This window comes from Halolamina rubra, assembly GCF_000739555.1.
Lineage (GTDB): Archaea > Halobacteriota > Halobacteria > Halobacteriales > Haloferacaceae > Halolamina > Halolamina rubra.
The window spans coordinates 48,799-62,773 of record NZ_BBJN01000052.1 but is presented as its reverse complement, the minus strand read 5'-3'; the positions used below and the strand labels follow the sequence as shown (position 1 = coordinate 62,773).

The window sequence follows — 13,975 nt, the reverse complement described above, 5'->3', positions numbered from 1 at the left end:
GGCGAGAACCTCGGCGCGTCGACGACGCCCCGGCCCCGCGGTACGGCCACGGAGCGCCGCGCGGAGTCGCCCTGGCGCCGATCACCGCGGAATCCCGCCGTCGGTGAAATCGGCGATTGCTGCCGGTTCTGACTCCCCCGGAGAGGAACCATTAACGCACTCGCCGCCGACGCCGTGGGTATGCCCCAGTTCTCCGACCGCGTGGAGCGCATCAGCATCTCCGGGATCCGGGAAGTGTTCGAGGCCGCCGGCGAGGACGCCATCAACCTCGGCCTCGGCCAGCCCGACTTCCCGACGCCCGATCACGCCCGACAGGCGCCGTCGACGCCATCGAGGCGGGGAAGACCGACGCCTACACCGGCAACAAGGGGATCCCCGAACTCCGCGAGGCGATCGTCGAGAAGCACGAGCGCGACCTCGGCCTCGAGTACGACCCCGGGCAGGTGATCGCCACCGCCGGCGGGAGCGAGGCGCTCCACATCGCGCTGGAGGCCCACGTCGGCGCCGGCGACGAGGTGATCATCCCCGACCCAGGGTTCGTGGCGTACGACGCGCTGACGAAGCTGACCGGCGCCGAACCGGTGCCGGTGCCGGTCCGGGACGACCTCACGATCGACCCCGCGGCGATCGAGGACGCGATCACCGAGGACACGGCCGCCTTTATCGTCAACAGCCCGGGTAATCCCACCGGCGCGGTGTCGCCGCTCGCGGACGTGGAGGCGTTCGCCCGCATCGCCCGCGAGCACGACCTGCTCTGCGTCTCCGACGAGGTGTACGGCCGGATCGTGTTCGACGGCGAGCACCGCTCGCCCGCCGAGTTCGCGCCCGAGCAGACGGTCGTCGTCGACGCCTGCTCGAAGACGTACTCGATGACGGGCTGGCGGCTGGGCTGGGTCGCGGCCGCGCCCGAGCGCGTCGAGCGGATGCTGCGGGTCCACCAGTACGTGCAGGCCTGCGCGTCGGCGCCGGCGCAGTACGCTGCCGCGGCCGCGCTCTCCGGACCGCAGGACGTAGTGACGGAGATGGTCGACACGTTCGAACAGCGCCGGGATCTGGTCGTCGACGGCCTCCGAGACATCGGCCTCGACGTGCCCACGCCGGAGGGGGCGTTCTACGCGATGCCCGAGGTGCCAGAGGGGTTCGTCGATGAGTGTATCGAGCGCGGCGTCGTCGTCGTCCCGGGCGAGGCGTTCGGCGACGCCGGCGAGGGGTACGCCCGGCTCTCCTACGCGACGGCGACGGAGGAACTGGAGGAGGCGCTGGAGATAATGGGCGAGGCGTACGCGGCGGTTCAGTAGCTGCGCCGCCGTTACTGGTACATTCCGGTCCGGGACACCTGCGAGGACTTGTGCTGGTCGGCCTGCTGCATCTGTTTGGCCAGCTCCTTGCGACGCTCCATGATCTCCTCGGCCTGATCGAGCAGTCGCTCCGTCTCGACCGCGGCGCCGGCGACGGGGTTGATCCCCTGCTCGATCAGCGCGTGGGCGCCCTGCGGGTCGGGGAACCGCGGGTCGGTGTCGACCATCAGCCCCACGGCGTCGACGTCGCCGTCGGCGGCCTCCGAGAGCAGCGCCCCGGGCGGGCCGGAGATCATCCCGCCGTCGTCGGGCGGCGCGACCGACGCCTCGTCGAGGCGGTCCCGTCCGGCGCCGACGCCGATCCCCTCGATCGACGGCACCTCGTCGGCGCCGCGCTCCGCGGGGAGTCCGCCGAGGTAGATCGGGAGCACGTCGTGGTCGACGATCCACTCGGTGATTCGTTCGGTGAACAGCGGCGCGTCCATCACGTGGACCGGCACGTCGCTGCGCAGCGCGATCAGGTCGGCGTCGTCGTCGGCGTACAGCCGGATCGGGGAGTGCACGTCGCGCTCGTCGCCGTCGAACACCGTGACCGGCGGGATGCCGTCGCCGCGCACGCTGGCGAACTCCGTCATCTCGCTGCTCTCGATCACGTGATCGGTGGCGATCTTGCCGACCAGGCCGACGCCCGGCATCCCCTCGATCAGCGTCGCGCCCGTCGGGTCGACCGAGTCGTCGGTCACGCGTATCTCGACCATGGCTGCGTAGTCGGGTGCCGCGAGCAAGTGCGTTGTGGCGAGGGGGACAGCGAAGTATTATTGTCCGCCGGTTCGTCGGCCGGGGTATGAACGTGGATTCCCAAGAGATCACCGCGCTCGTGGGTCGGGAGGTCTACTCCAACAACGGGGTTTTCGTCGGCGAAGTCGAGGACGTCCGGCTCGACCTCGGCGCCGAGCAGGTGACGGGGCTGGCGCTCGCGGATCTGAACACCGAGCTGTTCCAGGGCAACATCGAACGCGGGAAGGGCGTGATGATCCCGTACCGCTGGGTCCGCGCCGTCGGCGACGTGATCCTGATCAACGACATCATCGAGCGACTCAAGGGGCCCGAAGAGGCCGAAGAGACGCTGGCGTAGTTCTCCTGCGGAGCGTCGACGGCCGCGAGGTCGGTTCTCCGCGGCGGTTGTCCGTCGCCGATGGTGGGTAGCCTCCTCAGGCGGCTGACCGTCGCCGCGGGAGCAGTCTCCTCCGGCGGCTGACCGTCGTCGCCCGAGCAGTTCTACGACCCGTTGCTCGCCTCGCCTTCGACGCCCATCGCCTCGAACAGTTTCCGCCGAACCGCCTCCTCGGCGAGGGTGAGCAGCGTGTCGCGGTTCTCCTCGGTCGTCTCGATGCCGCCGAACACGCCGAGGGGGATCTCGACGCTTGCCTGCGTGGAGTGGCCCGCGGCCTCGCCGATCTCGCCGAAGGCGTCCTGGAGCACCTTCCCGATGTTGAGCCGGATGTCCTTCGAGCGCGCCGAGAGGTAGATCGTGTCCTCGGCGATGCCGAACACCGCGGTGGTGGTGATCCCCTCCAGGTTCAGCAGGTGGGAGGCCGCCTGCGTGAGCGCGTCGCGGTCGCGGATGAACCCCGCGTTGGAGACGAGGTGGCTCCCCTGCACGTCGCGGTTCTGGATCGCCTCCGCGAGCACGTCGAGCGTCTCCGGCGACATCGACGGCGACTCGACCTGCTCGAGCGTCTCGTGGTCGGCGAACGGGTAGAGGTAGGCGGCGGCGGTGAGGTCGGCGGGCGTGGTGTCGCGCTTGAAGTCGAGCGTCTCCGCCCGGATGCCGTACAGGAGCGCGGTGGCCACCTCCTTCCCAGGCGAGATGTCGAACTCCTGCATGTACTTCGTCAGGATCGTCGACGTCGAGGAGACGTTCGGCCGTACGTCGACGAACGCGGCGTCGATCTCTTCCTCGGGCTCGTAGTGGTCGATGAACACGTCGATCGGCGCGTCGATGTCCAGCTCGCCGCTCTTCATGTGGTCGACCAGCGCGAGCGCGCCGTAGGAGGAGAGCGCGGGCGCCTCGTCGCGCTCGGTGAGCTCGATCCCGAGCAGGTTGACGAACGCGCGGTTCTCCTGGTGGCCGATGTCGCCGTCGTAGAGGATGTCCGCCTCCACGTCGTAGCTCTCGGCGATCGCCCGCAGCGCGACCGCGCTGGCGATCGAGTCCGGGTCCGGGCTGTGGTGGGTCAGGATCGCGAGGTCGCCGTCGGCGTTGCGCAGGATCTCCGCGAGCTGGCGCGCCTTGTACTCCATTTCGCCGGACTCCAGGGTGCGCAGCGCGGAGTCGGCGATCACCTCGGAGGGGTTGATCACCACGTCGGCGCCGAGCTCCCGGAGCTCGTCGCCGCTGACTGGGTCGGATGCCCGGACGACGATGAACTGGTCCTCGTCGCGCTCCCGGATCGACTCGACGGCGGCCTTGTTCGCCTCCACGTCGGAGGAGAGGATCAGCAGCACGTCCCGGTCGGCGACGGCGTCGACGACGCCCGGGGTGGCGATGTCCTGCACCACGGCGTTGAGGTCCTGATCCCGCAGCGCCTCGACGCGGCTCTCGTCCTTGTCGAGGATGAGGACGTCCTTCCCCTCGGCGTCGAGCGACTCGGCGACGGCGTGGCCCACGCTCCCGCAGCCGAGAATGGCGTACGACGACATCGAGGAGATGCTGACCCCGGTGCTCATGAGTTACCGGGATTTCCGCGGGACGACACTTAAGGTCCACCGTTCGGTCCGGCGCGAAAAGGAAACCCTCTTTATCGGCCCGCCGGGATGTGGTTGTGAGGGCCGGTAGCTCAGTTAGGGAGAGCGACGGACTCTTAATCCGTCGGTCGAGGGTTCAAATCCCTTCCGGCCCGTTTTCCGAAGGACTGAACCGGAGTCAGACTGTTAGCGGCTAAGCTGTTACTTTCTACGGGTTAGACCCACTATAAGGTTCGGAAACACACCCAAAATCGGCGTCAGTTCGTTTCGTATGTGGTGAGGCTCGACGCTATACCGGGATTGTTCCTTAGCCGTCGCCGGCTGGCACCGACACCATAGAGTTCACCGCATCGAGCGCGCGCGGAATCTGTTGCTGGATTCAAGAGCATCTCGGCACGCAATCGGTCGTAGGTAGCAGTAGGTTCGCCACAAGAAGTTCGGAATGGAGTAGCGGGTTCAAGCTACTTCTCCGGCCCAACCCCAAGGGTTCGACCACCTAAGACTATCCTCCATTCTTTGTAGAAACCCGATGCAGTCGGCGGGTTTTCGGTAGCTATATCCTGCTGGAAGCCCTCTGTAGAGTGAAGGCAGATTCTCGCGGGACTCCTACCCTACCAGTCGTAACTGTCGTGTTTCGTCGGCTGGTTCGACGCATCGAGGGAGAGACGTACGTCCTGCGTGTCTCATTTCCTTTCGACAACCATGTCTGTAGAACTATCTACACCACAAGAACTGACGGGAGAGCTGACGAAAGAACGTGTTCGACGCCGCCGAGACGACGTGATTCGACAGGGATTCTCCACCTCAGAGATTGCGCTCATCGAGGCGCTTCCTGCCTCGGGTAAGAGCTACGGAGTTCTGAAGTGGGCCGCTGAAACGGAAAACCAGATAACGGTCTTCGCGCCGCGACATGACCTTTTGGACGAGTACGAGGAGTGGTGCGCGGAAGACGATCTTGATCTTTCCGTCCAACGGCTCCCTTCTTTCCATCGGGACTGTGCGAGCGTGTCACTTGACGCCGATGGAGAACCCGAAGATGCCAGAACAAAGATAATTCTCGGGTTGTATCGCCAAGGAATCAAGGGGAAAACGATTCACCAGCAGGCCAGCAGACTTCTCGGGGAACGTCTTCCCTGTCAACACAAGGGACGGTGTTCCTTCCTCGAGAAACTCGACCTCGACACCGATGCTTACGATGTTCTCCTCGGACACTATCTCCACGCATACCAGACTGACTGGACAGATGAACGGTACGTCGCCATTGATGAGTTCCCCGGCGATGCGTTCGTCCAAGAGTTCACGGGAAAAGTCGCACCGGCTGTAAGTGCCTACGTAGAGCAGGAAGATCGACTACCGTTCCGCGACTACGAAGATCTCCTACAAAGTCAGTCTGAGTCGATTGCTGAAGTCGAAGCGTGGAAGCAGGATGTTTGGTCACACTACGACGCCACCCACGTTCTCCGAAGCGCGAACTCATCGGCTCACACTCTCGGCCCATTGATGACGATGGCGAACTTGGAAAAAGAGCGACTGGATAACCGATGGCGACACGCCGATCTCGGTGACGGAAAGGTTGCCGCTGGTTACACCGAACACGAATGGTCGTTCCTGCTACCACCTAATCTCGAAGAAGCGGAGAGCGTTGTAGCCCTCGATGGAACGCCGGTCATCGAACTGTGGGAACTCGTAATGGGTGACGAAATCGAACGGATTCCGCTCCTCGATGACGGGCAAAAGCAGTCGTATCTTGAGGATGTTCTCGGACTCGAAATCGTACAGACCACGGAGAACTGGAACGCCTATCAGGGCGGTGAGGGTGTCTCCCCAACGGTGGACATTCCGGTTGTCGAAAAAATAGGGGAACTCGAAGGGAGAACCCCGGGGGTTATCACCTCCAAGAAGGGCCTCAACCAGTACGACAATCACGGGTTGGACGCGTTGGCATCGAAGACCGAGAACTACGGGAACCTCAAAGGGAGCAACGCCTTCGGAACGACACGACTCGGCATCATCCTCGGGAATCCTCATCCCGGTGACGACGTGATCGAGAAGTGGAGCGCACTCGCTGGTCATTCCGCAGAACGACGAGAAGGTACCGAAGGCAAGTCTACCGACTACGGATTCTTCGGAAACTCCGTCATGGAGGCGCTTGTTCAGAACGAAGTCCTGCAAGCGGTGATGCGCTTTGGGCGGGAGGAGAGGCATGGCGAGAAGGGGGCAACCGTGTACGTCCATACGTCAGCTCTCCCGGAGTGGGTAGAGCCGGAGAAGCGGCTCGTCTCGGTTGACTCATGGATGACCCAAAAGGACGGGATGAGGAAGGTAATCGAGGCAATCTATGCGCTTGACGATTGGCCTACACGGGAGTGGAAAGTGGGAGACATAGCCGACCGTGTGGCGATATCTGACCGATACGCGCGTAAGCACCTCAAGACTCTCGTGAAACAGGGGTATCTCGACAGTTGGCAGGGTGGTCGAGGTAACGCCCTCCACTTCTCAAACGTTTGCCTCGACGAAGCACCAAAGTACGGCCACGTCGAGTTCTCCGAGTGATTTCGGAAGGCAGGGTATAGTGTAGTAGAGGCAGGGTTCCGAAAAGCGTGATTCGATGCATCGAGGTGGGGAGTTCGTCTCCGCAAGATACTCCACAACGCACAGGTGTTTCACTTCGTGCGATTCACTTCATAGAGCGAGCTGTGGTTCCAGACTCCTCGATGCGGTGAATCGCATGGAGAGTAAGATGGGGTGAGATGCTTCGCAATCAGACCCTCCATACACCCGGATTTGGCAGACTCAGCACACGGTGATTTTGGCGGCTCAGGCAAGTGGTGATCGCCGCTCGATGTGGTGAGTCGCTTCGGTAAGTACAGACAAAGCACTTACCGGAGCCACTTGAACAACATCCAATGAGTTCTGGACGGGGGAAATCTATCCCACGTCGGCTGTTTACGTCAGTAGCCATTTCATCCGTGACCATCGGATTGGCTGGCTGTTTGAAGGATGACGACCCACAGGTGCGGGTGTACAATGCTCGACCGAACCCGGTGACTGTCACAATTGAACTGTATAACATCGAATCAGAATCTGAAGAACGCGTATTCAACGACAGACAGACGATTCAGCCGAGCGAAGCGCACGAGTACGAGCAAATGTACGATGAGGGAGGAATGAAGAGACTCGTTGTCAGAACCGAGGACGGGAATGAAGGTCAACACGAGATGGACATTTTACCGAAATCTGAATGGGGGGACGGAAGCGGGTACCTTAGTGTCCAAATCAAGGAAGATGGGATAGAGTTCAAACAAGCACTCGGCTAATTCGCTATATTCGCAACCCCACTTACCGGCTGTTTCACTCCAGATTAGCTGGTTGGCACCCACCCTCGATGTGTTGATTCCCTCTGGTTCACACACTCTCTCCCCCCATCTACCTACTACACACAACACCCCCATCCCCCTACTAAGTTATTGTGCAAGAACCGACGTACTGCGGCGGGATGGTGGTGACAGACGCGTGTTGGTGCTTATAAAGAGAATCACGCCATTGAGTCGGCAACCACTACGTGGTCATTCTCTCGGTCTTTGGTAAGTACAGGAGCCACACAAAATCACTCAGTATCAACGGCGTGGCAACCTATAGTGCGTCACGAATTGACCACCAGCCGATGACGAGGAATCCGATAAACCCGAGTGCGGAGAATCCAATGGGACTGAGCATCCAGAAGTCGAACTCCGGGCCGAGCAGGTGGAAGGATGCCCCGATGCCAACGAATGCTCCGGGTGTTCGGGGTGAAAGGTCGTCGCGGTCGGTTTGACGCTTGACGTACAGCAGGAATAGTCCGTAGCCGACGAACGGCAACTGGAACGCCGTCCGTTCGACCGGGTCTTTACCCACTCCGATTCCTCCAGCTGTTGTTACTCGGTAGGGTTGTCCCTCATAGACGACCACATATTGCCTCAACACGTCGGTGTACGCGAACTCATCCGGCCAGTCCTCCGTGCCGTATATCGTGACTCCATCCCGTTGAATCGCTACGCGAATCGCCTGCTGTGCGTTCGGGGATAGCGATTCGTACTGTAGTACCGGTGTCTCCTCAGATACACTTGACGTGTTCTCGATTGGCTCGGCACGGATGCCCGCCTTCTCGCCCCAATCATGCATTGTCAACGGTGCACCAATCAGCGAGACTGCGACGACGAGCGCGAGAACGCTGAGTACAGAACGAGGAGACATGGCCAATATCTCGGTACTGTCACGGAAGTGTCTTCTGGCGCTCAATGCGCAACCCTACTTCCCGCCTATTCCGTCACGCTCCCTCCGAAACTAACACTCATCAGTAGAGATCAACGCGGCAAGTCGAAGGAACTCTACAAGGTGGTTGGTTCTCAGCCCCTCGATGTGTTGTTCCGCTTCTTTCGGAAGGGTGGCTATAGTATCCAATAGGGAGAATTCCGAAAAGGTTCACAGCATCGAGGAGGTGGACTCCCGCTCTATGCGTTTGTCCTCGGCGTTAGATGTTGTCGAAGTACCCTCGGCGATTCTTCATTTCCTGTTCCTTCGTCCGTTTGTCGTAGTGCTTCTTCAGCACATCTGCACTCACGTCCATCCGTTCAGAGACAGCCTCAATCGGGACTTCACTACGGCGGGCGTAGGTAATCGCACCTTTTCGCAGGGAGTGCGACGCGTGAGAGGATGGACACTTCGACGCCGCGTGGTAGGAATTTGCGGCATCACATTCCTCAGGGTCGCGGTCATGTGGACAATCAAGGCCGTAATCACACGGGCGGGTAGTGCGGTAGCAGTTACTTCGAATAGAGGTCTTCGAGATACGTCCCTGACGGGTTGTTAGGAGTGGTTCACGACCGAATTCGTCAGTCTTGGCAAACCGATGATGGTCGATGTAGTCCTGCACGATTTGGTTGACCTTTGGCTTGAGAGAGACGACACGCTCGCCTTCTTTCCCGTTCTTCAACGGAGTGTCTTCGTCCGGTCGGTGATGGACTTCAAGCGTGCGTTCGTTGTTGTCGAAGTCATCAAGGTCGATAGTGCGGAGTGCGCCGTTTCGCATCCCCGTGTGCCACAGTAGCTCGAAGATGACGTGTTCCCGCTGAGAGTAGTTGAAGTTCCGTTGATACTCGATGATTGCCTGTGCAGTTTCGGAGTCAACGTAATCGTCGTTCACGTCCTCCTTGTTCTTCATCGTCGGCGGGTCGATGTAGTCCGACAGATTGGGTCGAACCGCGTCGATTCCCTCGCAGAAGTCGATGAAGACCTTGAGCGTACTCAGTTGTGTCGCCATCGTGACCTTGTTGCAGTCGCCTTTCTCCCGACGCCACTTCTTGTACCGGTGGAAGTGCCGACCGCTGAGGTCGTTCATATTCGTGACGTCTCCTTCGGTATTGCACCACTCAACGAAGGGAGAGAGCCGATACTTGTGGGCTTTGTAGGTGGCGTCAGCCAATTCGCCGCGACGGTTTTCGAGGTACCATTCCTTCGCTTCCTGCGGTTCGATGGGTTGGAGTTCGGTCGTCATTAGTGGGCCTCGCGCTCAGCACACCAACAGCGATACCCCGGTAATCCTCCTGCCCGTAGGCGCTGAAAGCGCCGGAGGGCGTCGAGGGTTCAAATCCCTTCCGGCCCGTTTTCCTGCGAACGAAGTGAGCAGTGAAAACGCCACGAAGGGATTCTGAACCAGGGAACGGAGCGAAGCGGAGTGACCGTGGTTCAAATCCCCTTCCGGCCCGCTTCTCGTCTTTCGAACGTGAGAACCCGAGAGCGTCGCGGCGGATCGAACGACGTTCCGGCAGTGCAGAACGCCGTCCGTCCCGCTCCGAACAGTGACCACCTGCATTTCCCAGTCGGTGATATGTTGCACAACGTTAATGTCGTGTTTGAACGAATATTCAGACGCTATGAGCACCGACGTGTTCGAACGACTCGACCGAGGAATCGACCGTGTCCGCGAGGAGATCAACGAAGCCATCGACGCCTCTCACCAGCTCAGCGAGGAGCTCCGGACCACCGTCGAGGAGTCGCTGGAGGAACTCGACGACCGACTGGAGACGATACGGTCCCAGACCGAGGAGCAACTCGACGCCGCCGTCGCCGACTCGCAGGAGTCGGGCGAGGAGGTCCGTCAGGAGGCGAACGACGCCCTCGACGACCTCGAAGACACGGTCGCGACGCTCCGGGAGCGGGTCGAACAGATGGGGGAGGAGGCCCGCCAGGACAGCATCGAGGCGATCGATACCCTGCAGGCCGAACTCGACGACCTCCGGGAACGAGTAAACGAGTGACGGCCGTCGCCGGGAGCGATCCTGGCGCCCCGGGAACGCGCCCTTTTTGCCCGCGTAGCGGGAACCTCCGGTAATGGCGAAAGTGAGCGTCGGCCTTCGCGGGTGGCGGTTCGACGAGGACGAGGTGTTCACCGAGGACGGGGAGTGGGCGCCGCTGGACGAGATGCCCGACGACGCCCGGAACCGGCTGCTGCGGCTGGGCCTGCTGATGGACCAGCCCTGCGACGCCTGCTACCTCGAGTACGGCGAGGCGGAGAAGAAACGCGCCAACCCCGCGGCCATCGTCTACGGCGAACCCGGCGACGAGGTGCTGCTCTGTGACGACCACGAGCCCGACTTCCTCTACTGGTTCCGCGAGGAGGGCGGCAGCGAGCTCGCCGGCGAGGAGCAGTTCCGCGACGAGTTCCACGAGTGGTTCGTCGCCGACAACCGCGCGCCCGAGGGGTACGGCCCCGACGAGCACGTCGAGGAGGCGCCGAGCGAACTGCCGAACCTCCCGACGCCCGAGGAGGCCCAGCGCCGCCTCGAGCAGGCCGTCGACTTCGAGGAGAAGCGCTACGACCTCCGCGCGGCCGAGAGCGAGGGCGAGGACGACGAGCTCGACGTGGCCGACCTCGACCTCGACACCGAGTACCCCAGCGGCGAATGAGCGAGGAGCGACAAGCCGACGCCGAGGGTGCCGACGGGAACGACGCCGTCGACGACGACACCGCCGAGGTCGCCGACGCCACCCCGGAGATCTCGGTCTGCGTCGTCGACGCCGGGACCCCGGGCAACGTCGGCACCATCGCGCGGGCGATGAAGAACTTCGGCCTCTCGGAGCTGCTGCTGATCGATCCGCCCGCGATCGAGCCCGACGGCGAGGCGTACGGGTTCGCGGGCCACGCCCGCGAGGACGTGCTCCCCGGCGCCGAGGAGATCACGTTCGACGAGCTCTGTGAGCGCTACCACACCGTCGGCTTCACCGCCATCACGGGCGAGGACAGCCGCAAGCACGTCCGGTTCCCCTACAGCACGCCCGAAAGCCTCGTCGAGGAGCTCGCCGGCGTCGATAAGCCGGTGGCGCTCGTGTTCGGCCGCGAGGACAAGGGGCTCTCGAACGAGGAGCTGAGCCGGCTGGATCAGGTCGCCTCGATCCCCGCCGACCCCGACTACCCCGTGATGAACCTCGGGCAGGCGGCGACCGTGACGCTGTACGAGCTCCGGAAGCTCACCCTCGAGGGGACCCAGCTGCCCGACACCGAGCCCCACCGCGCCGACCCGGAGCAAGTCGAGCGATTCCACGAGTACTGGGACGAGTTCCTGACCGCGATGGGCCACCGCGAGCACAAACACGAGAAGACCGAGCGGATGTTCCGCCGGCTCGTCGGCCGGGCGAACCCGACCGACCGCGAAATCACGACGCTGCTCGGCGTGCTCCGCCGAGCGACCGACCAGCTCGACGAGCGCCGGGAGCTGCTCGACGAGCTCGACGAGGAGGACACGCTGCGGCGCTGAGTCCGCCCGACGGCTCCGCCCGAAACTACCGTCGCGCGTACATCACCTCGCTGATCATCGAGAGCACCAGCTCGTCGTCGTCGGTCACCGTCTCCGAACGAACTCGAACGGTGCCTCGGTCCGGACTGTCGGCCGATTTCTCGAGCACTTCGGTCCGGACCCGGAGCGAGTCGCCCGGGCGAACCGGCCGTGGGAACCGCAGTTCCTCGACGCCGCGCGCGCCCATCGCCGCGCTGTCGTCGAAGTGGCCGTCGACGAGCAGTCGCATCGTCATCGCGCAGGTGTGCCAGCCGGAGGCGATGAGCCCGCCGTAGATCGTCTCGGCGGCGGCCTCCGGGTCCGTGTGGAACGGCTGCGGGTCGTAGTTGCCGGCGAACTCCAGGATCTCCGCTTCGGTCACGTCGTACGTGCCGAACTCGTCGGTGTCGCCGACGGAGACGTCTTCGAAGTAGATGGTCACGGCCGTCGTTCGCCCGGCGTCGTGTTGGCTGTTCCGGCGTCGGTCAGTCCGCGTAGTGGACCTCGACGCTCCCGCTCTCCGAGAGGTCGCTGTGGACGACTTCCTCGGTGTCGCCGACGCCCAGCTTCGTCAGCGGGTCGTCGACGGTCGCCAGCGCGAACCCGGCGGCGACGAGCAGGAACCCCGTCGCGGTCGTCGCCGTCGGCGCGCGGCCGAGGACGGCCCACGCCGCCATCGCCGCCGTCACCGGCTCGAGGTAGGCGACGAGGTTCACCCGGACCGGGCCGATCCGGGAGAGCAGTTCGAAGTACGTCAGGTAGCCGACGACGCCCGCGCCGAACACCAGGTAGAGGAACGGGAGCGCGGACGCGCCGCTGGCGACGCCGGCCGGGAACGCCTCGCCGCGGACGACGGCGCCGGCGATCAGGATCGTCGAGCCGAACAGCATCGCCCAGCCCTGGAGGGACGCGGCGGGGAGCCCCGAGTCGAGCGCCCGGAGGCCGACCGAGCCCGCGGCGAACAGCGCGACGCCGACGAACACCAGCGCGACGCCGTCGAGAGGAACGTCGCCGCCGGCCGGGTCCGCGATGACGAACACGCCCGCGAGCCCGAACAGCAGCCCGAGCCCGTCGACGAGATCCGGCGACTCGTCGGCGAGCAGCGCGCCGGCGGCGACGGTCGTCAGCACGGGGTTGAGGCTGACGATCACCGACGAGATCGACCCCGAGATGCTGGCGGTGCCGAGGTACAGCAGCGCGGGGTAGCCGGCCACGAGGAACGCGCCGACGACGCCGACCGAGAGCCACTCCGTCCGGCTGCGCGGCCGGAACCGACCGGTCGCCGCCGCGACGGCCGAGATGACCGCCCCCGCGAGGAGGTAGCGCAGCCCCGCGAACCACAGCGGCGGCACCGAACTCAGCCCCATCTCGATCGCGACGAACGCGCCGCCCCACGCCCACGCGAGAACGACGAACAACATTGCGGCCAGAAGTTGGCCGCGACTCCAGCGAATCGTACTCATTTCGTGTTTGAACCGAATCGAGAGGCGTACTTATGCTTGTCTCCCCCGGTACGCCGTTTTTTTTTCGAAGGCAGTTCGGAAAATTAGTTTTCAGTTGGTGATAGAGCTCAGTTCACCGCAATCCCTTTGGCTAACGGTCCCGAACAGTGATCCATGGACGAGCGAGACGTGCGCCTGCTGAAGGCGATCTCGGATCTCGGCACGGGGAGCCCGGAGCGACTGCACGAGGAGACGGGCATCCCCGTCTCGACGATCCACTACCGGCTGAACAACCTCCGGGAGGACGGCGTGATCGAGAACGAGCTGTACGACCTCGATCTCGACGCGCTCGGGCTCGGGGTGACCGTCGTCATCGAGGTGCTGGCGGACTACAGCGGCTCCCACGAACAGCTCAGCGAGCGCCTCCTCGCCGTCGAGGGCGTGACGGAGGCGTACTTCACGATGGGCGAGACCGACTTCGTCGTCGTCGCCCGACTCCCCGACAGCGACGATGTGGAGCGGCTCATCCGCGCCTTCGAGGACATCGAGGAGGTCGACCGCACCGACTCGACGTTCGTGATCAAGTCGCTGCGGGACGGCCAGCGGCCGCTGGAGAGCTACTCGCTGGAGTCGCTGGTCGGGATGCTGGCCGACGAATAGGGAGAACGGCTCGCCT

Annotated in this window: 13 protein-coding genes, 1 tRNA gene and 1 pseudogene; 9 read left to right on the top strand and 6 right to left on the bottom strand. The window is 63.3% G+C overall.

What is annotated here, in order from left to right; translation table 11 throughout:
• Positions 1 to 180: 180 nt before the first annotated feature.
• Positions 181 to 1,298 (top strand): annotated as a pseudogene (locus ACP95_RS13410) (pyridoxal phosphate-dependent aminotransferase).
• Positions 1,299 to 1,309: 11 nt separating this feature from the next.
• Here ACP95_RS13410 and ACP95_RS13405 read toward each other — a convergent pair.
• Positions 1,310 to 2,056: a proteasome assembly chaperone family protein gene (locus ACP95_RS13405; RefSeq protein WP_049981682.1), complete on the bottom strand. Its 747-nt coding sequence runs from the start codon at positions 2,054 to 2,056 to the stop codon at positions 1,310 to 1,312.
• 86 nt (positions 2,057 to 2,142) lie between these two features.
• Here ACP95_RS13405 and ACP95_RS13400 point away from each other — a divergent pair, with 86 nt between their 5' ends.
• Complete coding sequence (locus ACP95_RS13400) at positions 2,143 to 2,433, top strand: PRC-barrel domain-containing protein (protein ID WP_049981681.1); 291 nt, start codon at positions 2,143 to 2,145, stop codon at positions 2,431 to 2,433.
• Positions 2,434 to 2,576: 143 nt separating this feature from the next.
• Here the strand turns inward: ACP95_RS13400 and ACP95_RS13395 are convergent, their stop codons facing one another.
• Positions 2,577 to 4,028 (bottom strand): DHH family phosphoesterase, encoded by a 1,452-nt coding sequence (locus ACP95_RS13395; protein WP_049981680.1) that lies wholly within the window; start codon positions 4,026 to 4,028, stop codon positions 2,577 to 2,579.
• 99 nt (positions 4,029 to 4,127) lie between these two features.
• Between ACP95_RS13395 and ACP95_RS13390 the strand changes: the two genes are divergently transcribed.
• The 3 genes from ACP95_RS13390 to ACP95_RS15835 all read left to right on the top strand — a co-directional run bounded on the left by ACP95_RS13390 (position 4,128) and on the right by ACP95_RS15835 (position 7,363).
• A tRNA-Lys gene (locus ACP95_RS13390) sits at positions 4,128 to 4,201 on the top strand.
• 625 nt (positions 4,202 to 4,826) lie between these two features.
• The gene (locus tag ACP95_RS13385) at positions 4,827 to 6,599 is read left to right on the top strand and encodes a hypothetical protein (protein WP_237560450.1); all 1,773 of its coding nucleotides are present in this window, start codon (positions 4,827 to 4,829) and stop codon (positions 6,597 to 6,599) included.
• A gap of 440 nt (positions 6,600 to 7,039) precedes the next feature.
• A complete protein-coding gene (locus ACP95_RS15835; RefSeq protein WP_154018548.1) occupies positions 7,040 to 7,363 on the top strand; it encodes a hypothetical protein in 324 nt (107 codons plus the stop codon).
• A 316-nt stretch (positions 7,364 to 7,679) separates the two neighbouring features.
• Here ACP95_RS15835 and ACP95_RS15830 read toward each other — a convergent pair whose 3' ends face one another.
• Both ACP95_RS15830 and ACP95_RS13375 read right to left on the bottom strand, forming a co-directional pair.
• Positions 7,680 to 8,279: a hypothetical protein gene (locus ACP95_RS15830; RefSeq protein ID WP_154018547.1), complete on the bottom strand. Its 600-nt coding sequence runs from the start codon at positions 8,277 to 8,279 to the stop codon at positions 7,680 to 7,682.
• Positions 8,280 to 8,556: 277 nt separating this feature from the next.
• Positions 8,557 to 9,579: a tyrosine-type recombinase/integrase gene (locus tag ACP95_RS13375; RefSeq protein ID WP_049981678.1), complete on the bottom strand. Its 1,023-nt coding sequence runs from the start codon at positions 9,577 to 9,579 to the stop codon at positions 8,557 to 8,559.
• Between the two features lie 379 nt (positions 9,580 to 9,958).
• Between ACP95_RS13375 and ACP95_RS13370 the strand changes: the two genes are divergently transcribed.
• The 3 genes from ACP95_RS13370 to ACP95_RS13360 all read left to right on the top strand — a co-directional run bounded on the left by ACP95_RS13370 (position 9,959) and on the right by ACP95_RS13360 (position 11,839).
• Positions 9,959 to 10,342, top strand: coding sequence for a hypothetical protein (locus tag ACP95_RS13370; protein ID WP_049981677.1), 384 nt, complete (start codon positions 9,959 to 9,961; stop codon positions 10,340 to 10,342).
• 73 nt (positions 10,343 to 10,415) lie between these two features.
• The gene (locus ACP95_RS13365) at positions 10,416 to 10,991 is read left to right on the top strand and encodes a hypothetical protein (RefSeq protein ID WP_049981676.1); all 576 of its coding nucleotides are present in this window, start codon (positions 10,416 to 10,418) and stop codon (positions 10,989 to 10,991) included.
• A complete protein-coding gene (locus ACP95_RS13360) occupies positions 10,988 to 11,839 on the top strand; it encodes an RNA methyltransferase (protein ID WP_049981675.1) in 852 nt (283 codons plus the stop codon). The genes ACP95_RS13365 and ACP95_RS13360 overlap by 4 nt, the downstream gene beginning before the upstream one ends.
• A 25-nt stretch (positions 11,840 to 11,864) precedes the next feature.
• Here the strand turns inward: ACP95_RS13360 and ACP95_RS13355 are convergent, their stop codons facing one another.
• The gene (locus ACP95_RS13355; protein WP_049981674.1) at positions 11,865 to 12,299 is read right to left on the bottom strand and encodes a MaoC family dehydratase; all 435 of its coding nucleotides are present in this window, start codon (positions 12,297 to 12,299) and stop codon (positions 11,865 to 11,867) included.
• Positions 12,300 to 12,342: 43 nt separating this feature from the next.
• Positions 12,343 to 13,278, bottom strand: a complete 936-nt coding sequence (locus tag ACP95_RS13350; RefSeq protein WP_049981673.1) for a DMT family transporter — start codon at positions 13,276 to 13,278, stop codon at positions 12,343 to 12,345.
• A 195-nt stretch (positions 13,279 to 13,473) separates the two neighbouring features.
• Between ACP95_RS13350 and ACP95_RS13345 the strand changes: the two genes are divergently transcribed.
• Entirely contained in the window at positions 13,474 to 13,959 is a 486-nt protein-coding gene (locus ACP95_RS13345) for an Lrp/AsnC family transcriptional regulator (protein WP_049981672.1), read from the top strand.
• Positions 13,960 to 13,975 lie beyond the last annotated feature (16 nt).